Source organism: Hymenobacter montanus, assembly GCF_014699115.1.
Lineage (GTDB): Bacteria > Bacteroidota > Bacteroidia > Cytophagales > Hymenobacteraceae > Hymenobacter > Hymenobacter montanus.
Genome location: NZ_JACXAD010000009.1, coordinates 155,209 through 177,118, shown reverse-complemented (window position 1 = coordinate 177,118; position 21,910 = coordinate 155,209). Strand labels below are relative to the sequence as shown.

At 60.2% G+C, this 21,910-nt stretch carries 19 protein-coding genes; 12 read left to right on the top strand and 7 right to left on the bottom strand.

Translation table 11 applies throughout. From position 1 onward, the window contains the following. Window positions 1–240: 240 nt before the first annotated feature. The 4 genes from IC235_RS10215 to IC235_RS10200 form a co-directional block, all read right to left on the bottom strand. Window positions 241–744 (bottom strand): DUF6702 family protein, encoded by a 504-nt coding sequence (locus tag IC235_RS10215; RefSeq protein WP_191005074.1) that lies wholly within the window; start codon window positions 742–744, stop codon window positions 241–243. Window positions 745–825: 81 nt separating this feature from the next. Further along, window positions 826–2,172 (bottom strand): RIP metalloprotease RseP, encoded by a 1,347-nt coding sequence (rseP, locus tag IC235_RS10210; protein ID WP_223847190.1) that lies wholly within the window; start codon window positions 2,170–2,172, stop codon window positions 826–828. A 115-nt stretch (window positions 2,173–2,287) separates the two neighbouring features. After that, window positions 2,288–3,460, bottom strand: coding sequence for a 1-deoxy-D-xylulose-5-phosphate reductoisomerase (locus IC235_RS10205; RefSeq protein ID WP_191005073.1), 1,173 nt, complete (start codon window positions 3,458–3,460; stop codon window positions 2,288–2,290). A 50-nt stretch (window positions 3,461–3,510) separates the two neighbouring features. Continuing rightward, complete coding sequence (locus IC235_RS10200; protein ID WP_191005072.1) at window positions 3,511–4,221, bottom strand: GAF domain-containing protein; 711 nt, start codon at window positions 4,219–4,221, stop codon at window positions 3,511–3,513. 520 nt (window positions 4,222–4,741) lie between these two features. On the opposite strand from IC235_RS10200, the gene IC235_RS10195 reads away from it, so the two are divergent. The 7 genes from IC235_RS10195 (at window position 4,742) to ureG (ending at window position 10,536) form a co-directional block, all read left to right on the top strand. Further along, window positions 4,742–5,347: a HoxN/HupN/NixA family nickel/cobalt transporter gene (locus tag IC235_RS10195; RefSeq protein ID WP_191005071.1), complete on the top strand. Its 606-nt coding sequence runs from the start codon at window positions 4,742–4,744 to the stop codon at window positions 5,345–5,347. A 250-nt stretch (window positions 5,348–5,597) separates the two neighbouring features. Continuing rightward, window positions 5,598–6,341 (top strand): urease subunit beta, encoded by a 744-nt coding sequence (locus IC235_RS10190; protein ID WP_191005070.1) that lies wholly within the window; start codon window positions 5,598–5,600, stop codon window positions 6,339–6,341. Between the two features lie 233 nt (window positions 6,342–6,574). Next, window positions 6,575–6,856 carry a hypothetical protein gene (locus tag IC235_RS10185; protein WP_223847189.1) on the top strand — a complete coding sequence of 94 codons (282 nt, stop codon included), beginning with the start codon at window positions 6,575–6,577 and terminating at the stop codon, window positions 6,854–6,856. Window positions 6,857–6,868: 12 nt separating this feature from the next. Continuing rightward, complete coding sequence (locus IC235_RS10180) at window positions 6,869–7,243, top strand: hypothetical protein (RefSeq protein WP_191005068.1); 375 nt, start codon at window positions 6,869–6,871, stop codon at window positions 7,241–7,243. Window positions 7,244–7,250: 7 nt separating this feature from the next. Further along, window positions 7,251–8,966 carry an urease subunit alpha gene (ureC, locus tag IC235_RS10175; RefSeq protein ID WP_191005067.1) on the top strand — a complete coding sequence of 572 codons (1,716 nt, stop codon included), beginning with the start codon at window positions 7,251–7,253 and terminating at the stop codon, window positions 8,964–8,966. A gap of 64 nt (window positions 8,967–9,030) precedes the next feature. Continuing rightward, complete coding sequence (locus IC235_RS10170) at window positions 9,031–9,702, top strand: urease accessory protein UreF (protein WP_191005066.1); 672 nt, start codon at window positions 9,031–9,033, stop codon at window positions 9,700–9,702. A gap of 81 nt (window positions 9,703–9,783) precedes the next feature. Further along, window positions 9,784–10,536 carry an urease accessory protein UreG gene (gene ureG, locus IC235_RS10165; protein WP_191005065.1) on the top strand — a complete coding sequence of 251 codons (753 nt, stop codon included), beginning with the start codon at window positions 9,784–9,786 and terminating at the stop codon, window positions 10,534–10,536. A 99-nt stretch (window positions 10,537–10,635) separates the two neighbouring features. On the opposite strand, the gene IC235_RS10160 is transcribed toward ureG, so the two are convergent. Continuing rightward, entirely contained in the window at window positions 10,636–11,493 is an 858-nt protein-coding gene (locus IC235_RS10160; protein WP_191005064.1) for an urease accessory protein UreD, read from the bottom strand. Window positions 11,494–11,725: 232 nt separating this feature from the next. On the opposite strand from IC235_RS10160, the gene IC235_RS10155 reads away from it, so the two are divergent. Together IC235_RS10155 and IC235_RS10150 are read left to right on the top strand one after the other, a co-directional pair. Then, window positions 11,726–12,475 (top strand): J domain-containing protein, encoded by a 750-nt coding sequence (locus tag IC235_RS10155; protein ID WP_191005063.1) that lies wholly within the window; start codon window positions 11,726–11,728, stop codon window positions 12,473–12,475. A 217-nt stretch (window positions 12,476–12,692) separates the two neighbouring features. Further along, window positions 12,693–13,175, top strand: coding sequence for an ankyrin repeat domain-containing protein (locus IC235_RS10150; protein WP_191005062.1), 483 nt, complete (start codon window positions 12,693–12,695; stop codon window positions 13,173–13,175). A gap of 129 nt (window positions 13,176–13,304) precedes the next feature. Here IC235_RS10150 and scpA read toward each other — a convergent pair whose 3' ends face one another. Together scpA and IC235_RS10140 are read right to left on the bottom strand one after the other, a co-directional pair. After that, a complete protein-coding gene (gene scpA, locus IC235_RS10145) occupies window positions 13,305–15,557 on the bottom strand; it encodes a methylmalonyl-CoA mutase (RefSeq protein WP_191005061.1) in 2,253 nt (750 codons plus the stop codon). 129 nt (window positions 15,558–15,686) lie between these two features. After that, the gene (locus tag IC235_RS10140) at window positions 15,687–17,468 is read right to left on the bottom strand and encodes a methylmalonyl-CoA mutase family protein (protein WP_191005060.1); all 1,782 of its coding nucleotides are present in this window, start codon (window positions 17,466–17,468) and stop codon (window positions 15,687–15,689) included. A gap of 888 nt (window positions 17,469–18,356) precedes the next feature. Here IC235_RS10140 and IC235_RS10135 point away from each other — a divergent pair. The 3 genes from IC235_RS10135 to dnaA all read left to right on the top strand — a co-directional run bounded on the left by IC235_RS10135 (window position 18,357) and on the right by dnaA (window position 21,890). Beyond that, window positions 18,357–19,145: a 5'-nucleotidase C-terminal domain-containing protein gene (locus tag IC235_RS10135; RefSeq protein WP_191005059.1), complete on the top strand. Its 789-nt coding sequence runs from the start codon at window positions 18,357–18,359 to the stop codon at window positions 19,143–19,145. Between the two features lie 97 nt (window positions 19,146–19,242). Further along, the gene (locus tag IC235_RS10130) at window positions 19,243–20,181 is read left to right on the top strand and encodes a bifunctional metallophosphatase/5'-nucleotidase (RefSeq protein WP_191005058.1); all 939 of its coding nucleotides are present in this window, start codon (window positions 19,243–19,245) and stop codon (window positions 20,179–20,181) included. 152 nt (window positions 20,182–20,333) lie between these two features. Further along, window positions 20,334–21,890, top strand: a complete 1,557-nt coding sequence (dnaA, locus tag IC235_RS10125; RefSeq protein ID WP_191005057.1) for a chromosomal replication initiator protein DnaA — start codon at window positions 20,334–20,336, stop codon at window positions 21,888–21,890. Window positions 21,891–21,910: the final 20 nt, after the last annotated feature.

Here is a 21,910-nt window from a genome sequence, read left to right as displayed (position 1 = left end):
CCTAAAAAACGGTACACTGACTTGGGAACCGCTCTAGGAGTTGATGCAGAAATGACCGGCTAAAAAAGAGCGCCAAGCTGAACAACGCCTGGCATACTTCTGCTTGACGTGCTGTTCTATAGGTTTCTCAAAGAGACGCTTGCTTCTGGCCCGCCATGTGGCACCTGGCTTGGCCGACCTGAAGCTCACCACAACCGGCAGGGGGGGTCTTTATTGACGTAAATACAGTTAATCAGCCGCTTACCACGTTATAAGCTCCTGCTCGTGGCCGGCGCGGAAGAGTGCGCTCTGCTTCTTGCCGCCGGACTCAATGTTCACGATGTTCATTTGGTCGCCGAAAACGTCGAGCAGCATGGCTTGGCGCAGCTGCACGCTAGGTAAGGGGCTGGGTAATGGCACCTTGCCGTAAATCCAGTAGCCATCCTGCTCGGCTTGGAGGCCCAGCACTTGCAGCGGGAGCGGGGCGCCGGCGGCCGTTTTAAACTGCAAGGTGCGCTGCAGGTAAGCCGTGGTCAGGGCCAGCGGGCGCGGGCCGGGGCTGCTCAGACTCACGGGGGCGGGTTGGCCGGCGGAGAGGGCCTTTTCAAAGTCGTCAGTAAACACCTTCACCGACAGCTCCAACTGCTGCTTAGCCGGGTTATAGCGCAGCTCCGTGATGGTGGAGTGGTAGGCGTGGCGGGCCGGTGCCGCCCCGGCCAGTGGAAACAGCAGCAGCAAAGCAGCTAAGGCAGCAAGCAAACGCATGAGTAGCAGAATGGCGGGCCCGCGGGGGCCGGTGAGGCCGGAGGCCCGTGGGGTTAGCCGAATATCCGGCCGCCTTTACTTTTAGTTAAATAGCTTGAGTACCTGCTTGAAGACGATGACGTAAAACATCAGCGCCAGAATCAGCACCGTGCCCACGCGCTGGGCTCCTTCCAGAAACTTGTCCGACGGCTTGCGGCGCAGAATCATCTCGTACAGCAGGAACACGACGTGGCCGCCATCGAGGGCCGGAATCGGGAGCAGGTTCATGAACGCCAGTACCATGCTCAGGCCGCCCGCCAGGCCCCAGAAGTGCGGCCAGTCCCAGGTGCCGCCGAACTGCTGGGCAATTTCCACGGGCCCGCCCAGGCTTTCGGAAGCTGAGAGCTCGCCCCGGCCAATCTTCGCGAAAGCGCGGGCTTGCAGCCCAATAACGCCAAAGGCCTTGCTCACGCCCTGTGAAATGGATTCGCCCAGCGAGTAGTACCGGGTGCTCACGTGCAGCGTCGACTTGCGCTCGAACCCAATGCGGCCCGCCTTATCGACGGTGATGTTCAGGACCAGGGGTTGGCCGTTACGCTGCACCGCCACCGGCACCGTTTTGGTTTTGTTGGCCAGCAGGGCGGCTTGTAGCTCGTCGAAGAACTGCACCGGCCGCCCGGCGACGTTCGTGATAACGTCGCCGGCTTGCAGGCCGGCTTTGGCGGCGTTGCTGCCGGCCACCACCCGCTCCACGGCGAAGGTTTCGCGCGGGCGCACCAGCAGGCTGTCGGCACTTTGCTTGCCGAACTTGTCGAGGAAGCTTTTCGGGATTTTGATGTCTTCCAACTGCCCGTTGCGCTCCACGGTATAGTAGGAGTTGTCGCCCATGATGACCTCGGGCTTGTACACGTCGTCGAACTCGGTGAAGGGGCGGCCGTTGATCTTTACGATCTTATCACCGGTGCGGAAGCCAATTTCGCGGCCCAGGCCGTTGGGTAGAATGCCGTAGCGAGCCTCCGAGGCCGGCAGGTAGGTGTTGCCGTAGTGAAAGGTCATGGCCGAGAAGATGGCGATGCCGAGCACGACGTTCATGATGATGCCGCCGAGCATAACCAGCAGGCGCTGCCAGGCGGGCTTGCTCCGGAACTCGTCGGGCTGGGGCGGGCCCGCCAGCGCCGCGGCGTCCTGGGTTTCGTCGACCATGCCGTGGATCTGGACGTAGCCGCCCAGTGGGAACCAGCCGATGCCGTACTCCGTCTCGCCAATCTTCTTTTTCAGGAGAGCGAAATTCAGTACCCCCGGCATGGGGAACAGAAAATCGAAAAAGATGTAAAACTTATCGACCCGAATTTTGAAAAGCTTGGCAAAGGCAAAATGGCCGAATTCGTGCAAGCCGACAAGGATGGAGAGGGCCAGCACAAGCTGGCCAATCATGGTGAGGATAGCCAAGGAAATAGCAAATTAAAAATTAAAAATTACGAATTAAAAATTATCAAGTACTGAATGAAAAAAGGAGGAAAAGGCTGCATTCAATGCGCCAGCCCCAATTTTTAATTCATCATTTTTAATTTTTAATTAGCTGCGCCGCCACGCGGCGCGTTTCGGCGTCGGTGGCCACCAGGTCGGCCAGCAACGGCTCCGCAAGGTACGAAACCCGCGCCAGGCACCCCGCCACCAGGTCCGACATCTGCCGGAAGCCTACTTGCTCGCGCAGGAAGGCCGCTACGGCGACTTCGTTGGCGGCGTTGAGCACGCAGGGCGCGTTGCCGCCGCGGCGCATGGCCCCAAACGCCAGCTCCAGGTTGGGGAACGCGGCCCGGTCGGGCGCCTCGAAGGTGAGGGTAGGATAGTCGAGAAACGAGAAGCGCGGGAAGGTGTTGGCCAGGCGCTGTGGGTAGCTCAGGGCGTACTGAATGGGCAGCTTCATATCGGGCAGGCCCAACTGAGCCTTCAGGGAGCCGTCCTGAAACTGCACCAGCGAGTGCACGATGCTTTGCGGGTGCACCACCACATCAATCTGCTCGTCGCGCAGGCCGAACAGCCACTTGGCCTCAATCACCTCCAGGCCCTTGTTCATGAGCGAAGCCGAGTCGATGGTGATTTTGGCGCCCATGTCCCAGTTCGGGTGCTTCAGGGCCTGCGCTTTGGTCACCGCCTCCAACTGCTGGGCCGAGCGGCCCCGAAACGGCCCCCCCGAAGCCGTGAGGATAATTTTCTCGATGGGGTTGTTCGCCTCGCCCACCAGGCACTGGAAGATGGCGGAATGCTCGGAATCGACGGGCAGCAGGCGCACGCCATGCTGGCGGACGAGGCCCGTAATCAGCTCGCCGGCGACCACCAGGGTTTCCTTGTTGGCCAGGGCAATGTCCTTGCCCGCCTGAATGGCCGCCACGGTGGGCAGCAGCCCGGCGTAGCCCATCACAGCCGTGAGCACGATGTCGATTTCGGGCCGGGTCACCACTTCGGCCAGCGCGGCGGGGCCGGCCAGCACCTGCGTTGCGGGCTGCTGGGCCAGGGCGGCCTTCAACGGGTGATAGCCGGCCTCATCGCCAATGACCACCGCCGCCGGCCGAAACTCCCGGGCCTGCCGGGCCAGCAGCTCCCACTGCTGCTGGGCGCTGAGCACGGCTACCCGAAACCGGCCCGGCTGCTGCCGCACTACCTCCAGCGCCTGCGTGCCAATCGAGCCCGTCGAACCGAGCAAAGCGAGGGTTTTTACCTTGTTTTCTTCAACCATGATGCTACAAACACAGAAACCCCGCAAAAGTACGGCGCGCCTGCTCGGGGCTAGCTTCGCCGCAAGGTGCCCGCTACGAATGAGTCGATCAGGCCCACAATGGCGCCGGCCTCCCGGGCCAGGGCGGGGTCCAGGGGCACGGGTTGGGCGGTGGGCACCACTCGCCGGGCCAGGGCTGTGAGGTGGGCCAACTGCTCGCTAATGGCTTTGTAAATGAACTCCCACAGCATGGCAGTAGTGCCGGCGTGGGGCCCGAGCAGGCGTCGGAGCTCCAGCAGGCGCATCACCAGTCCGGCCAGGGCTCCCAGCAAGGTGCGCTCCTCGGGCGAGAACCGGCGGGGTGTCCCATCGAATAGGCACAGGGCCCCGATGTTGTGCCCATCGGGAGCGCGCAGGCTGTAGCCCGCGTAAAAATGCAGGCCGAGCTGGTGAACTAGGGCGGGGTCGAGGCCCGGTACGGTAATCTTGTCCAGGTCCTCATACACGGCCGCCTCGTTCTGCAAAATGGTTGCCGAGCACAGGCTTTGCTCGCGCGGAATCCGCTCAAGGGGAATGGGAAGGTTATATGGCGCCTTAACTAGCACCGTTTGGGCCTCCACGAAGGAAAGCAGGGCGTTGGATACGTTGAATAACTGGGCCGTGGCGGCCACGATGTCATCCAGTACTTTTTCGCTGCGGGCATCCAGCAGCCAGTAGCGTTCGAGGGCCCGCAAACGGGACGCATCGTCGGCCGGAATCAGGGAAGAAAATAGAGCGCTCACGGTAGAAGATGGAAGGATGAAACAAGGAAGGGCGACACTGGTAGATTAAACATCGGCGGCTTGGGGCTGATAAGGCAGCGCTTTAGCTTTAATTGTGAGCAAATACGGGAAAATTTAAATTCCCCTACAAGGTTACTAGTAGTTAAGATAAGGCCACCGCGGCCTGTGGGGCCTGACTTGGTGCTGGAGAACGGGCGGGTACTGGCGGTACTAGCAGCTACTGGCGCGAGTTTAGCGCAGCGTAACTCGTGCCGACCTATCCGGGGAGGCTGAGCCTCCCATAGCCCGGTCGCTAGCAGAACAACCCGGCGGCGCGGTTCCGCCGTGCCGCTGGCGCGGCAGGGGAGGCTCAGCCTCCCCATCATAGCCGGTCACGAGTTACGCTGCGCTAAACTCGCGCCAGTAGCATAAGAGGCTTCGACCAGCTCAGCCGGATGGCTTTCGTGGCGCAGCATTGCCACACCCAGAAAGATGAATATCACGAAAGCTTATCCCTATCTTTCGTCATTAAAATCGCTCAATGGAAAGCCTGTTGCCCATTCTCTTCGCTTTTATTGCCGGAACGGGCCACGCTTTTGAGCCCGACCATCTGCTGGCCGTCGGCAATCTGATTTCGCGCCGCGACACGCTGGCCTTGGCCCTGCGCGATGGAGTTTACTGGGGCCTGGGGCACACCACCATGCTCGTTGTAGTGGGCTCGCTCATCCTGCTGAGCCGAGCCACCTTTCTGCAGTCCAGCTACTTCGAAGCCGCGGTGGGGCTCATGCTGATTGTCATGGGCGCCAGCCGGCTCATTGGCTGGCGGCGGCCCGTTAGCCTGAAGCCAACCCGTTACCCGCACCGCCTGGCTTACACGGTGGGCCTGCTCCACGGCCTGGCCGGCAGCGGCGCGCTGGTGCTGCTAGTGATGAGCGAAATTCGCCAACTCCCGCTGGGCGTCCTGTATCTGTTCGTCTTTGGCGCGGGCTCTATCCTGGGCATGGTCATCGTGGCGGGGCTGTGCAGCATTCCCTTCACCAAGCGCATGCGCATCAACCGCTCGCTGCAATTCAGCGCTATCATGTTGTCGTCAGTTCTCTGCATCGTCTACGGCGGCCGGATGATTTATGAAAATGTGCGATGGTAGAAACCGTATTGCGCGCCTGGTGGACCTCACCCCCTGACCCCCTCTCCGCAGGAGAGAGGGCACCGGTCTTGCTCTGTATGGAGGCGTCCGGTTCTCCTCTCTTTTGGCTTCGCGCCTTAGCGAACTGGGTTCCGCCCTACCGGATCCCGGTAGGGGCAGGTGAGGTCTCCGGCGTCAGGCGGCGTGAGCGGGATACCTTGGCTTTGCCCGGCATGACGTTATTTACATTCTCTAGCTACCCCTCTACCCAATGCACCTCTCTCCCAAAGACCTCGACAAGCTGGTGCTGCACCAGGCCGGCTTCGTGGCTCAGAAGCGCTACGCCCGCGGCCTGCTCCTGAACTACCCCGAAGCCCTGGCCCTCATTGCCACGCAGCTGCTGGAATTCATCCGCGACGGCGAGCGGGTGGCCACGCTCATGGACAAGGGCAAGCAGCTGCTCGGCTTAGCTGACGTGCTGCCCGGCGTGGCTGATATGCTCCACGAAGTCCAAATCGAAGGCACCTTCCCCGACGGCACCAAGCTCGTGACCGTGCACCATCCCATCTGCCGCGAAACCGGCTCGCCCGAGCTGGCCCTTTACGGCTCCGGCCTGAGTCGCGCCCCGGCCCCCGGCGCCGCGCCCGATAGCGCCAGCCTCGCCCTGCCCGGGGAATACCAGCTGCAACCGGATGAGCTCATCCTCAACGAAAGCCGCGCCACGGTGGATGTGGAAGTCGTGAACATGGGCGACCGGCCCGTGCAGGTGGGCTCGCACTACCCCTTCTTCGAAACCAACGCGGCGCTGGAGTTCGACCGCGCGGCGGCCTACGGGTTCCGCCTCAACATCCCAGCCGGCACGGCGGTGCGCTTCGAGCCCGGCGAGCGCAAGCGCGTGACGCTGGTGGCTTTGGCGGGCGAGCGCATCGTGTACGGCGGCAATGGGCTGATTGATGGGAAGCTGGATGAGGCTGGAAAGAAGCAGCAGGCGCTGGATAAACTACCGGTTAAGTAGTATATCTTCGACTTTCCTAAAGTTCGCAAATCAAAGTTTTAATTATGAAAATTTTACTACTGTTTCTGATATTAATAGTGTGTTTTTGTGGCAAAGTTTCAGCTCAATCATTCACTGAAACTTTGCGCTATCTAAATGATAAACTCAATAGTGATGCTTCGCACACCACCCAAAGTCAAGGGTAAAAAAATACTTGGACAGTTACATCAGATGGTAGACTAGTAGTTAAGCTTATGCATCGTGATGGCTACTCTTTAATGACAAATTCTTATTATTTGAAAACCCTTTGCAATCGACCGGATTGCAGTTCACTGACTACGACACCTGATTTATTGAACTTAGATGGCGGGCGTCCAGGTACTTTGTTGATAATTAGCACAACATCGGGTAAAAAGATTCTTATTGATGTTGTTGACGAAGAAGCTGGTAATAGAATCAGAAACGCAGTTTTTCACTTAGTTACTCTTGCTAAGGCAAACAAAGCCTACAAAAGCAAAGACCCTTTTGATTACTAAATGTTTTTTGTCATGTTTAGAAGAAAAATTGATCCCCGAATCTTGGAAAAGAATCTGGGGGAAGAATCTAATTGGATTAGATTTGAAAATGCTTTAGCGCAATTGCCATCAGATAAAATCATTTTTCCCCCGGTTGTGAATGGTGCTTTCGATGAAGGAAAAAGATTGTGGCTAAAAGATGAGATGGATTTAATAAAAGGGGAGTTTATAAAGGAATATCCATTAGATTGGTATGGGGCGGAATATGTTTCATCTGTAAATGTGCCCGCTGTTGATGACCCCTACGAGGCGGAGTATACTGGTCTTGCTTTCAAATTAGAACAGAGTGATTCAGGTTGGGTTTTCGCACGGAATGAAGCTATTGTCAATTACGTCTTAAAGGCATAGGCCCACCATGTCTCTCCCCATCTCCCGTCGCGCGTATGCCGACATGTACGGCCCCACCACTGGCGACCGGGTGCGCCTCGGCGACACCGACCTGCTGATTCAGGTAGAAAAAGACTACTGCGTGTACGGCGAGGAATGCAAGTTCGGCGGCGGCAAGGTGCTGCGCGACGGCATGGGCCAGGCGGCTGGGATTGCCCAAGCCGACGCGTTAGATTTAGTCATTACCAATGCCCTGGTGGTGGATTACACCGGTATATTCAAGGCCGATATCGGTATCAAGAATGGGCGCATCGTGGGCATCGGCAAAGCCGGTAACCCGCACATTATGCCCGGCGTGACAGCCGGCATGGTCGTGGGCGTGACCACCGAAGTCATCGCCGGCGAAGGCCAGATTCTGACGGCCGGTGGCATCGACTGCCACATCCATTTCATTAGCCCCCAGCAGATTCCCGAGGCCCTGGCTTCCGGTGTCACCACCATGATAGGGGGCGGCACCGGGCCGGCAGCGGGCACCAACGCCACCACCTGCACCCCCGGCGCCTTCTACCTGGAAATGATGCTGAAAGCCACCGAGGCGTATCCGCTCAACTTTGGCTTTCTGGGCAAGGGCAACTCCTCCAAGCCCGAAGGCTTGCGCGAACAGGCCGAGGCGGGCGCGCTGGGCTTCAAGCTGCACGAAGACTGGGGCACCACGCCCGCGGCCATCGACATGTGCTTGCGCATTGCCGACGAGTACGACGTGCAAGTCTGCATCCACACCGACACGCTGAACGAAAGCGGCTTTGTCGAAACTTCCACGGCCGCGTTCAAGGGCCGCACCATTCACTCTTACCACACCGAAGGCGCGGGCGGCGGTCACGCGCCCGACATCATCAAAATCTGCGGCGAGCCCAACGTCATTCCCTCGTCGACGAACCCCACGCGGCCTTTCACGGTGAACACGATAGACGAGCACCTGGACATGCTCATGGTCTGTCATCACCTCGATAAAAACATCCCCGAAGATGTAGCTTTTGCCGAAAGCCGCATCCGCAGCGAAACCATCGCGGCCGAAGACATCCTGCACGATATGGGCGCCCTGAGCATCATCAGCAGCGACTCCCAGGCCATGGGCCGGGTGGGGGAGGTTATCACCCGCACCTGGCAGACGGCCCACAAAATGAAGCAGCAGCGCGGCCCGCTGCCCGAAGACGCGGCCGGCGCGGCCGACAACTTCCGGGTGCGCCGCTACGTGGCCAAATACACCATCAACCCAGCGCGGGCGCACGGCATCGCGGCGGAAGTCGGCTCGGTGGAAATCGGCAAGCTGGCCGACTTGGTACTGTGGAAACCAGCATTTTTTGGCGTGCGGCCCGAAATGATACTCAAGGGCGGCATCATCGCGCAGGCGCAGATGGGCGACGCCAATGCCTCAATTCCAACCCCCCAGCCGTCGTTTTCGCGGCCCATGTTCGGGTCGCTCGGCGGGGCCATCGGGAAAAGTGCGATGGTGTTCGTATCGGCCGCCTCAGTGGCGCGGGTGCGCGATAAATACGGCTTAACCAAGCAGGTAGTGGCGGTAAAAAACTGCCGTAGCGTAGCCAAGAAAGACATGGCCCTGAACGACTATTTACCCAACATCGAGGTCGACCCGGAAACCTACCGGGTGATGGTCGATGGTACCCACCTGACGTGTGAGCCAGCAGAGAAATTGCCGCTGGCGCAACTGTATAACTTGTTTTAAAATGGCCTCACCCCCCGCCCCCTCTCCCCCGGAGAGGGGGCGGGGGGTGAGGCACCCATTCCGCATGCAATTCGCCCGCCTTCTGCACTTGGTCGACTCCGCCATTCCCACCGGTTCCTTCGCCTATTCCTATGGGTTGGAGAGCAGCCTCACGTTCGGGCTGGTGAGTACCCCGTTTGCATTACGCAACTACCTTTATTCGTATCTGCAGCAGGTGGGCAGTGCCGAGCTACCGTTTATCAATTCCTGCTTTCGGCTAGCGGCCTTGAGTGAGGGCTTGCAACCGGTGGCTGAAGAGTACGACGCGCAGCTACTCGTGCCGGCGCTCTACAAGGCCAGTGCCGTGCAGGGCCGCAACTGGCTCAAGCTGTTAGCGCTATTCTACCCGGACGGGCAAATGGAGGCCATTAGCCAGTGGTTTGAGGCCCGTAATATCCCGCCGCATTTCACGCTGGTCTTCGCCCTGGGCCTACAGCGAGCCGGCTGCTCGCTGCCCGAACTGCAAGCCATGTACCTGCACATGCTGCTGCGCGACCAGCTCAGCGCCGCCATTCGTCTCGGGTTTTTGGGACCCCTGGAAGGCCACCGGCTGCAGCACGATTTCTATACCGTGTTCGACCACATTTTGGCCGCGCAGGCGGGTAAAGAATACGGGGAGGCCACCCGCTCCGCTTTTGTGCTCGATGCGGTGCAAGCGCTGCACGAGGACATCTACTCCAAGCTCTTTCAAAACTGAATAACGCCGTGCGGAGCAAACATGACCGACTAACTTCTACCGGCTAGCTCCCTCAACTCTCACCTTTCACTACCACCAACTATGGCTTTTGTCGAAAAACTTGCGCTGCTACTTCACGGCCACACCCATGAGGCGTATGAATCGCCGGGCGACTTTGCCGAGCGCGAGACCCGCCGCCTGCCGCCTTACCGCAACTTCCGCAAGCGAGCCTTCACCGTGGGCATCGGCGGGCCGGTGGGTACGGGCAAGACGGCGCTGCTCAAAGCCCTGTGTGAGCGGTTACGCCACGAGTTTGAGCTGGGCGTAGTCACCAACGACATCTTCACCCGGGAAGACGCCGAATTCCTTATCCGCCACAGCGCTCTGAGCGAAGACCGCATTGTCGGCGTGGAAACCGGCGGCTGCCCGCACGCGGCCATTCGCGAGGATATTTCCCTGAACATGGACGCGCTGGAAGGTCTCATGGCTCGCTTTAACTATGGACTCGACTACCTGTTCGTGGAAAGCGGCGGCGACAACCTGGCTGCTCACTTCAGCCGCGAGCTGGTCGACTATTCCATCTACGTCATTGATGTATCCGGCGGCGACAAAATCCCGCGCAAGGGTGGACCCGGCATCACCCAGTCTGACCTGCTGATTATCAATAAAATTGACCTTAAAGACCTGATAAAAGCCGATCTTGGCGTAATGGAGCGCGACTCACGTAAGATGCGCGGGGCCGGGCCCTTCCTCTTCGCCCGCGCCATCGACGGCCACGGGCTCGACGAAATCATCGCTCACATCAAAGCCGCCAAAGAGCGAGCCCTCGCCGCCGTCCGCGAAGACCGAAAGTAACCCCGTAACGCGGACTCTGCGAGTCCGCGCGTGAGAACGTTCGGGTTGATGTACTCGCGGACTCGCAGAGTCCGCGCTACGGGCGAAACGGCGTTCTCCCTACCACTTCCGCTCCAACGGATTATAACCCAGCAGGTGCTCGTCCGCTAGCGCGGCCAGTAGCTCATCGCACAAGGGCTGCAGGGCGGCGCGGCTCCGGGCGGCGGCGCGCAGAATGCACACGTTGTCGCGGGCCTGGGTTACCGAAATCAGACATTCCTGGCTGCTGATGGCGAAATGAGGGCCCGTGCTGCCGGGCATCTTTTGCCGCGCCAGCCGCCCGGCCAGGTGGCGGAAGCGCGCATCGCCAGGGCTCCCCACCAGGAACACCGAAAAAAACGTCTGGTAGTCGGCGAAGTTGCCGGGGGAAGTGGCAATGTGCTCAGCGGGGCTGAAAGCAAACCGGTCGAGCACCACCAGCTGGTCGCCCACGTGTACGCGCAACTCGGCCCGGAGCCCGGTGAAGGCGAACCGCTCGCCTTGGTCCATCCGGCCGGAGTGAAACCAGTCGACGACGAGTAGCAGCGAGTCGGGCTGTAAGTGCCACTCCTGCAGCTGCTGGTAACGGCTGGCGGCCTGCAGCACCACCGGGTCGGGGAAGACCACTGCCAGGGCGCCGGCGGCCAGCCGGCCGGTGGTGTGCTGCTGGGCAACTGCGCCGTCAATCGACCGAAAGATTCGGGTGCTGGCCTGGGTGCTGATGACCAGCCGCGAGTGGGCCTGCCCACTGATGCGCAGCCGAATGGTATCACCAGCTACCATGCCGCCGCCGTAGCTCGACAGCATCACGTGGCAGGCCGAGGTGGGCGAACCAGGGTTGAAAACTTTGAGGGGTTGGCGGCTGGTGCAGGCGACGAGGCGCGAGCGGCCCCGCACGTGAGCGACCTCCAGCGTGCTCCAATCCATTGATGGGTGCATGGTGACCGGGATGAAAGCGGGGGATAAAACCCCGGGCCCTGGTGGCCCGCGTGGTGCTCCGCCCTGCGAAGTACGGCCCTGGCATTCGGTAAGCAAGCCCCGCTTCCCGCCCAGCCGGCGCGCTGACCCGCCGGTCTGGCTCCAAGTTGCGGATTCAGTGCGCAGTAGGGTGACAATTTCCTCTTTTTCAAATGGCTGCTGGTTTGTATTTTCGAGGCTCCCGTGCTTCTATATGCAGAACTATTATCACGTTTTGGGCGTCGACCCCCTGGCTTCAGCCGCGGAAATTGAACAGGCCTATGTTCGTCAGCGCGCCCGCTTCAAGCGCCTGGCGGCTGTTGACCGGGCCATGAAAGCCCGGCTGGCGGCCGTCGAGGCGGGCTTCGACATTCTCGGCAACCCACGCCGCCGGTTGGCCTACGACTTATTACTGGCCCAGGAGCCGCCGGAAACCCAAGAGCCGCGTCATTCGAGGCAGCAGGAGCAGGTGGTCCACTACGCTCCGGTAGCCCGCCGGCTCAACGCGGCCCTGTTGGCCTGCTTCCTGCTGCTGGCCCTGGACTGGGCCCTGCCCCAACGCGAATACGCCCACGAAACCGTGCGCACCCGCTTTCCCGTGGCGGTCTCCTCCACGTTATCCGACCCCCAGATTGCTTACCGGGTGCGGACCGAGCATACGGCCTTTCGGCTGCCCAGCGCCATCGGCCACCGGGTGCGCGAGGGCAACCGCATTACGGTGTGGAAAACGCCCCTGCTGGGGGTGGTGCGCCGCGTGAGCGTGCCCGATTCGGCCGATGGCCCCGCACCTTTTTTGCCCTACGGGGGCACTATCTACGGCACGTTTGCGGTGCTGCCGCTGCTGGTCGGGGCCGTGGCGGCCGTGGGCGTCTGGCCCGGCCGCTCGCCCGAAACCGTGGTAAATACGGCGGCGGTTGGTGGTTTGCTAAGTATTGTAGCCCTGATTGTTCTGCTGTGGTTTTGAGCGTTAACTACGGGCCGGCGGTAATCAGTCGTCGATATTCGATGCAATAGCTCAACCATTGCAGGCTACTTATCGAATACCAGCAAGCCGCTTAGATAGCGAGTTTGCCAAAAATGAGCAAGCCGCTCTTCACAATCCAAGGCTTTGCCGAACATAAAGCGTAAGGGCTAGTGGCCCAGGTGCATCGCTCTGCTTGCTAATAACTACTTAAACTCCAATGAATTTCACTTCCGCTCGTCCCGAAGATTTGTTGTTTGACGCCGCCCGCCGCGGCGACGTACCCACCCTGCAGGAGCTGCTCGCTCAAGGCCTCGACGTAAACGTAACCAACGGTAAGGGCTTCTCGGCCCTGATTCTGGCCTCCTACGACGACCACCTCGAGGCCACCCGGTTCCTCCTCGCCGCGGGGGCCGACCCGAACGTACAGGACGTAAGCGGCAACACGGCCCTGATGGGCGTTAGCTTCAAAGGCTACCCCGAAATTGCCCGCGAGCTCATTCAGCACGGGGCCGACCTCAACCTGCAAAACGGCAACGGCGGCACCGCCCTCATGTTCGCGACCTTGTTTGGCCGCAACAACTTAGTGAAGCTCCTGGTCGAAGCCGGTGCCGACCAGACTATTGCCGACGTACGCGGCTTAACGGCCCGCGGCTTGGCCCTCCAACAAGGCAACGAAGAGGCGCTCCAGGTGCTGGCCTAAAGCGAGCACTTACCAACCGAAAAGTGGTTATCGGCTTCTGGTTTCAACATCTTCATCCTTGCGTCTGGAAACTGAATTTGGTAAGCGGATTTCCTAAAAGGATAATGTAGCCGGGACTCTACTCAGTGATTATCCCTCCAGCTTTTCTAAAATCTCCTGCGCGGCCACGGCAATTACCGTCCCGGGTCCGTACACCCCTACCACGCCGGCGGCATACAGAAACGGGTAGTCCTGCGCCGGAATCACGCCGCCGGCGATAACGAGAATGTCCTCACGGCCCAACTGCTTCAGCTCCGCGAGCAGCTGAGGAAGCAGGGTTTTGTGGCCGGCCGCCAGGCTGCTCACGCCCACCACGTGCACGTCGTTGTCGGCCGCCTGGCGGGCCACTTCGGCCGGGGTTTGAAACAGGGGCGCGATGTCGACGTCGAAGCCCACGTCGGCGAAGCTGGTGGCGATGATTTTAGCGCCGCGGTCGTGGCCGTCCTGCCCCATTTTGGCCACGAGCAGGCGGGGGCGGCGGCCTTCGCGGGCGGCAAACGCTTCGGCCGCCGCCCGGGCGGCGGCAAATGCTTCATTATAGTCCATTTCCTGGGAGTACACGCCGCTCACGGTGCGCGTGGTGGCCTGGTGCCGGCCGTACATAGCTTCGAGCGCATCAGAGATTTCACCCAGCGTGGCGCGGGCGCGGGCCGCATTCACGGCCAGGGCGAGGAGGTTGTAGGGGGGGAGCCCGGTTGCCTCACGGGACCCCTCCGGGGCCGGCCCCCTCTCCGGGGGAGAGGGGGAGCCGAACGATTCCGTTGCGCTAGCGTCAGGCTCCCCCTCTCCCTCGGAGAGGGGGCCGGGGGGTGAGGCCCCGGCGGCTTCGGTGAGGGAGGCCAGGGCTACTTTCACGGCCACGTTGTCGCGGGTGGCGCGAATGGTTTTGAGGCGGGCAATCTGACTTTCGCGTACGGCGTCGTTGTCAATGTCGAGCACTTCCACCTCCGTTTTCTCGGTGGTCTGGTACTTGTTCACGCCCACGATGACTTCCTTGCCCGAGTCGATGCGGGCCTGCTTGCGGGCGGCGGCCTCCTCAATGCGCAGCTTGGGCAGGCCGGTTTCGATGGCTTTGGCCATGCCCCCCAGCTCCTCCACTTCCTGGATGAGGGCCCAGGCCTTGTTGGCCAGCTCGTGGGTAAGGGTTTCGACGTAGTAGGAACCGCCCCAGGGGTCGACCACCCGGGTGATGTCGGTCTCGTGCTGGAGGTAGAGCTGGGTGTTGCGGGCAATCCGGGCCGAGAAGTCGGTGGGCAGGGCAATGGCCTCATCCAGGGCGTTGGTGTGCAGGCTTTGAGTACCCCCGAGGGCGGCGGCCAGCGCCTCAATGGTGGTGCGCGCCACGTTGTTATAAGGATCCTGCTCGGTGAGCGAGTAGCCCGAAGTCTGGCAGTGCGTGCGCAGGGCCAGGCTTTTGGGGTTGCTGGGGTTGAACTGCCGCATGAGCTTGGCCCACAGCAGGCGGCCGGCCCGTAGCTTAGCAATCTCTATAAAGTGATTCATGCCAATGGCCCAGAAGAAGGACAGCCGGGGGGCAAAGTCGTCGATTTTCATGCCCGCCGCCAGGCCAGCGCGCACGTATTCCAGCCCATCGGCCAAGGTGTAGGCCAGCTCCAGGTCGGCCGTAGCGCCGGCCTCCTGCATGTGATAGCCCGAAATGGAAATGCTGTTGAACTTGGGCATGTTCACCGCCGTGTAGCTAAAAATGTCGGCAATGATGCGCATGCTCGGCGCGGGCGGATAGATGTAGGTGTTGCGCACCATGAACTCCTTCAGAATGTCGTTCTGAATGGTACCGGCCAGCTTGTCGGGACTCACGCCCTGCTCTTCAGCCGCCACGATGTAAAAGGCCAGAATAGGCAGCACCGCCCCATTCATAGTCATCGACACCGACATCTGGTCGAGGGGGATTTGGTCGAAGAGAATTTTCATGTCCTCCACCGAGTCGATGGCCACGCCGGCCTTACCTACGTCGCCCTGCACCCGGGGGTGGTCGGAGTCGTAGCCCCGGTGGGTAGCCAGGTCAAACGCCACGCTCAGGCCCTTCTGCCCGCCCGCCAGGTTACGGCGGTAGAAGGCATTCGAGGCCTCCGCCGTCGAAAAGCCCGCGTACTGGCGAATGGTCCACGGGTTTTGCACGTACATGCTGGCGTAGGGCCCGCGCAGGTACGGCGCTTGCCCGGCGCCAAAACCAAGGTGGTCAAAAGCAGCCACGTCCTCCGGTCCGTAGGTCGGCTTGATGGGAATGCCTTCGGGCGTAAGCACAGCGGCGGCTTCCGTAACCGCGGGAGCACTAGGCGCGGCTGCCGCGTTGTAAGGAATAGCGGAAAAGTCAGGTTTCATGGGGTAGTAATTAAAAATTAAAAATGAAGAATTAAAAATGGTCTGGAAGCCCTGTTCAGAATGGTGCTTTTTATTTTAGAAAGCACATAACTGCATTTTTAATTTTTAATTCATCATTTCTAATTGACTTCACCGGCCTTGCAAACGGGCCAGCACCTGCTCCGTCGTGTAGCCTTGCACTTTCATCTCCTGAAACCCAAATACCCGCACGGCTTCTTGCAGCGTGGCCAGGTCGGCGCTGAGCAAAGTTGGCGGAACGAAAACCTGCTTCTCGGCGGGAATGTGGTAGATGAAGCGGGCGAACCGTTGGAACTGTTCGGGCGTGGCATACATCAGCGTGGCTTCTTCGGGCGACGAGTACAGCAGCGACAGCGTGCCGGGCGGATGACTGGCGGCCATTTCGGGCCGCTCGTGGGGCTGGAGCAGGTTCAGAAACGAATCCATGATGAGCTGGTTGGTGTTGGTGCCCAGCAGCACCACGGCGGCCCGCTTGCTTTTGCGCTCCCGCCGCTCGAAGTGCAGGGCGGTAGCCAGGCGCAACACCTCGGTTGGGTAAGTTGCCCGCGTTACGTCGAAGGCCGCCGAGCGCAGCAGCTTCTTGGGGTGAAAGCTGAACTGCTCGTCCCGGTTCTGAAAGCGGTTGGTGCCCACCACCACCTGCTGGCCGCTGGCAATGCGCCGAAATGTTTCAGTCGCTACCTCCTTGATTTCTTCCTGCATCTGGCTGCGCACCTTGGGTAGCCCGCCCGCCGCCTCCAGGCGTTGGAAGTGCATCCAGGCTTCCCGGGCTAGTTGGTCGGTGAGGGTTTCGAGGTAGTAGGAGCCGGCGGCGGGGTCCTGGACCCGGCCCAGGCCTGACTCTTCGCGCAGCAGCACCGACAGGTTACGGGCCAACCGGGTTGAAAATTCGTTCGCCTCAGCAAAGAGGCTGTCGAATGGGGCCACCGACAGCGAGTCGGCTCCCCCCAGCACGGCGCTCATGGCTTCGGTGGTGTGGCGAAGCAGGTTGGTGTGCGGGTCGAGTGTGGTTTGAGTCCAGGATGCGGTGGCGGCGTGAATGCGCAGGCGATGGTTTAGGTCCGCGGGCAGCCCGAAGCCATGCAGCAGGGTGGCCCACAGCCGTCGCAGGGCGCGCAGCTTCGCTATTTCGGGGAAATAGCTGGGCGTAACCACCAAGTGCACGTGCAGCGCCGCCGCCACTTGCGCCGCTGGGAGGTTTTCGTCGGGAAGTTCAGCCAGCAAGGCCGCCGCCGTATTCAGGCTAAAGGCTATTTGTTGGGTGGCCGTCGCCCCGCGGTTGCCGAAGAAGGCGCCGTTCACGGCCAGGGCCCGGAAGTCGGGCATGCCGGTGGTTAGGCTCACGCACCGGCGCAGGGCCGTCCGGTAGTCGGGCAGGGCGGCTCCTTCGGGTACGGGAGGCGGGGCGAAACGCAGGAACCCACGCAGGGCAGTACCCGGGGCAGCATCTACCAACCGGCTGAGCAGTACCTCCGGGCCCGCCGTCAGGGTGTAGCCAACGTAGGTACGGGCCAGCGGCAACTGCTTGGCCAGGTAGTGCACGGCAAAAGCCGAGGCGTCAGTCAGCACAAAGTGAATGCCGTCGGCCCCCCGGGCCAGGGCCGCTGCGGCCTGGTCGATTTCGGCGCGGCCGTCGCCGGCGGCGACGGTCAAGGTGGGCACGTTCAGCCAGGGAGCCACCGGGTGGGGGAGGGGAGCCGGCGGACCACCCAGCGCGGCTAAGGCTTCGCAGTGGTAAAAGGGCTCCACGCTAAAGCCATCGGGCAGGGGCCAGCGCAGGACAGCCGGGTCCTGGCCTTTCAGGTCGCGGGCCAGGCGGGCCTGCCACTCCGCGGTGGTTACGGCCGGGAACTCGGCGAAGGAAACGGGCGCGGCTCCGGGGGTGTCGGACATACAAAAAGGCTCAACAAGAGAAGGTCGGTAAAAACGATAACCGGTCGAAAGATACCGCCTACGCAATATCCTGCCGAAAAATCAAAAGTTCTAAAGCATTTTTTACTCGGCATAGAAGGCCGCTAAGGCGCTGTGTAGTCCCTTGGGAAAACTAGCTTTCTATAAGTCGGAGTAGATTCGGCTTAGATATTAGATAATAGAAGCATTTTCTCGGTTAGTAACTGCCGGCTTTGGCTGGGTGGAGAGCTGCTTCGATCAACTCAGTAGGATACCCTCTTACTACTTTTTCCCAACAGGCTACTGACTCCAGGCAAGGGCAACTCAGGTATGGAGATGGCTTTCGGCATGATGTTTCTTAATCAGGCAGCTGCCGGACCACGCCGTACTAATTCAGGAGGCATAAGTACTTCCTATGCCGGGAAGCCCATTGTGGTAGCTTTACGCATCCGCCTAGTTGTACGAGTGGCTGAGCTGCCTCAGCTTACTCTGGAAATAGTGTGATTGTAAAGACTAAGGTTGTCAGCCATTTTACTCAGTCAGTGGCCAAGCTCAACGTTAAGGTCGCCCCTCCATTTTGGGTTTGATAGTAATTTAGCTGGCCGTGCGGTTACCTGCGGGACTCCCGAAACCGCCGTATTTGTTCTCACTCACTGGAGTAGGTACCGTTTTTGATGGTGACCTCGTCGCCAGGTGATAGCCGCCTCTTTCAGTGGCGGTTTGCAGGGAAGGTCCCAGGCTGCTGGCATTACTCCTACCCAAAGGAATAATGTATTTAGTAGTGGTCGAGGCGTACCCTCCTACGGTCAACCGCCAGGGGATATGTGCCAAAAGCTTTATTTTCAAGGATATTAAATTTTCGGAAGCCCCAAAGCTCCTACCCTTACAATGATGAGCATTCCTGTTTCAGTCGTGATGAAACTCCGGCGTTCCCGAATAATTGGGCTTGGCCTGCTGCTTACGCTGGCCGCCCCCGGCTGCCAACGGGCCGCCTACGCGCCAACAGCGCGTTTTGCTCCGGTCACCAGCCAGCCCGTGGGCAAAACTCAGCCCGAGGACCCCACTATCGCAGCCTTCATTGCGCCTTACCACGATAAAGTGACTGCTCAAATGATTGAAGTGTTGGGAACGGCGCCAGCCCCCCTCGTGAAAAGCCCCGGCGAGTCGCCGCTGGCCAATTTCGTGGCTGACCTGCAGCGTGCCCGGGCCAGCCAGGTGCTGGGCGAGCCCATACCGCTGGGCGTGATGACCAATGGTGGCTTGCGCGCCGGCTTCGCGGCGGGGCCCATCACTCTGGGCGCCGTGTTCGAGCTGATGCCCTTTGAGAATGAGCTGGTAGTGCTCGACGCGCCCGGCCCGGTAGTGCAGCAACTGTTCGAATACGCCGCCCATACCAAGATGGCCGTGTCCGGGGCTACGTATACCGTCACCTTCGATGGCCTGCCCAAGGACATTCGCATTGGTAATCAAGCATTTGACCCCGCTGTTGAGAAACTGTGGCCCATTGCGATTTCCGATTACCTAGCCAGCGGCGGCGACAACATGGAATTTTTTAAGCCCTTGGTGCCCCGCCACACCAACATCCTGCTTCGTACCGCTATTGCCGACCACATCCGCGCGCTCACCAAAGCCGGCCAGCCCGTAACGGCCAAAGTGGAAGGGCGGGTGAAAGGGAATTAAAAAGCGAGAATTACAAAATGGCCAGACTCGAAACGGCGGTGGCTATTACTTCTCCATCCATTTTAATTTTTAATTCATAAATTTTTAATTACTCCTCATGCAGCGCCGCGACTTTCTTCGTCAATCCTTGCTCGGCACCGCCGGCTTCACCGTGTTGGGAGGGCTGGCTGACTCGGCTCAGGCCGCCGCTAGTAGCAATGCTCCTGTTCGTCTCACTATTCTGCATACCAACGACATGCACTCGCGCATCGAGCCTTTCCCCGACAATGGGGGGCAGTGGGCCGGGCTCGGTGGCATGGCGCGGCGCGCGGCCCTCATCAAAGACATTCGCAGCAAAGAGCCCAACGTGCTGCTGCTGGATTCGGGCGATATTTTCCAGGGTACGCCGTACTTTAACTTTTTCGGGGGCGAGCTGGAGTACAAGCTTATGAGCCAGATGGGCTACGATGCCAGCACCTTGGGCAACCACGATTTCGACAACGGCTTGGAGGGCCTCCAGCGCCAGTTGCCGCACGCCACCTTTCCTTTCCTGATTGCAAACTACGACTTCTCAAAAACGCCGTTGGCGGGCCGGTTCGCTCCTTACAAGGTCTTCGAGAAGCAGGGTGTTCGCATCGGGGTGTTCGGCTTGGGCATTGAGCTCGCGGGGCTGGTGGCCGACAAAAACTTTGGCGGCACCGTGTATCTCGACCCAGTTGCGAATGCTAAAGAGGTCGTCGCCCAGCTGCGGGGCCCTGAAAAGTGCGACTTAGTCGTCTGCCTTTCCCACCTCGGCTATAAGTACGCTGATGCCAAGCTCGACGACCGCAAATTAGCGGCCCAGGTATCGGGCATTGACTTAATTCTGGGAGGCCACACCCACACGTTTATGAACGCTCCCGAGCCCGTGGCCAGCCCCGATGGCCACCCCACTATGATAAACCAAGTGGGGTGGTCAGGCATAAATTTGGGAAGACTGGATTATGAATTTTCGCCAAAAACGAAACGAGCCGGCTTAGCCAGCGCCTCCGTGGTGCCGGTTCGGGCAGCCTGTTAAAAGCACGACAAAAGCAAGCGGCTATTGGCTTTTTTAAGTGCAGAGTTTTCCACAATTTTGTTCCCCTCTAAAAAAACAGACGGTCGTAAGGACGTCACTTTCATTGCTTCGTTTACTGCTGGCCTAGGGCTGGTTTTTGATTCATTGCTCTCATGCTCAAAGATTTTCGTTCGGTATGGGCTGGCTGCTTGCGCAGCATCTCGGCGGAAATCGGGGAGCAGAGCTTTAAGACCTGGTTTCAGCCCATTGTTCCGGTCGAACTGAAGGGCAACGTGCTGACTATTCAGGTGCCGAGCGCCTATTTCTACGACTGGTTGGAGGAGCATTACGTGGACGAGTTGCGCCGGGCGCTGTTTCGGGAGTTGGGAGCCGATGGCCGGCTCGAATACAGCGTGGTGGTGGACCAGGGCAACGAGCAGGCCCAACCGCGCACGCTGCACCTGCCGCCCCCTCGTAAGGCGGCTGCCCCCGACCCGCGCGACGCGCCGCCGCCTCCGCTACCGCCCATCGGCAACCCCTTGGCCGGCAGCGCCCGGGCGGCCTCGGCGCGCTACGTGGCTTCGGGTGGGGTGCGCACTACGCCGCGCGGCAACTTCGCCGGCGCGAACCAAGCGGCCGACACCCTGGCCCCGCCCCGTAACCCTTTCGACACGGCCCGGCCGATGGACGGCAACCTGGTGCCGTCGCAGCTCAATGGTTCCTACACCTTCGGCAACTACATTGAGGGCGACTGCAACCGCCTGGCCCGCTCGGCGGGCCTGGCCGTGGCTAACAAGCCCGGTACCACCAGCTTTAACCCGCTGATGGTGTACGGGGGCGTCGGCCTGGGCAAAACCCACCTGGTGCAGGCCATTGGCAACCACATCAAGGCCACCGCGCCCGAGCGGTTCGTGCTGTACGTGTCGGCCGAGAAGTTCACGAACCAGTTCATCGACAGCGTGCAGCGCGCCCAGGTGCAGGACTTCGCCAACTTCTATCTGCAGGTCGACGCCCTGATTCTGGACGACGTGCAGTTCCTGGCCAACAAGGGCAAAACCCAGGAGATGTTCTTTCACATCTTCAACCACCTGCACCAGTCGGGCAAGCAGATTGTGATGACCTCCGACCGGCCGCCCAAAGACCTGCTGGGCCTAGAAGACCGGCTGCTGAACCGCTTTAAGTGGGGCCTCACGGCCGACGTGCAGAGCCCCGACTTCGAAACGCGGGTGGCCATCATCCGCAACAAAATGGAGCAGGACGGCATCGACATTCCGCCGGACCACGTGGTGGATTACCTGGCCAACTCGGTACACACCAACGTGCGCGAGCTCGAAGGCGTAATTGCCTCACTGGTGGCCCAGAGCAGCCTTAGCCGCCGCGACATCGACCTGGAGATGGTAAAGCAGGCCCTGCGCCACATCATCGAGGAAGTAGAAGCGGAGGTTAACCTCGACTTTATTCAGAAAACGGTAGCGGCTTATTTCAACATTCCCGTTGATTTGCTGAAAGATAAAACCCGCAAGAAGGAAGTGGTAACCGCCCGTCAGGTGGCTATGTACTTCGCCAAGCACCACACCTCGCATACCCTCAAAACCATTGGTTTTCACTTTGGCGGGCGCGACCATACTACGGTGATGCACTCGGTACAAACCGTGTCGGACCTGGTGGATTCGGACAAGAAATTCCGCGACCAGGTGGACGAGCTGCGGAAGAAGTTCGCCAAGAAGTAAGGCCTCTATTGCCGGGCGGG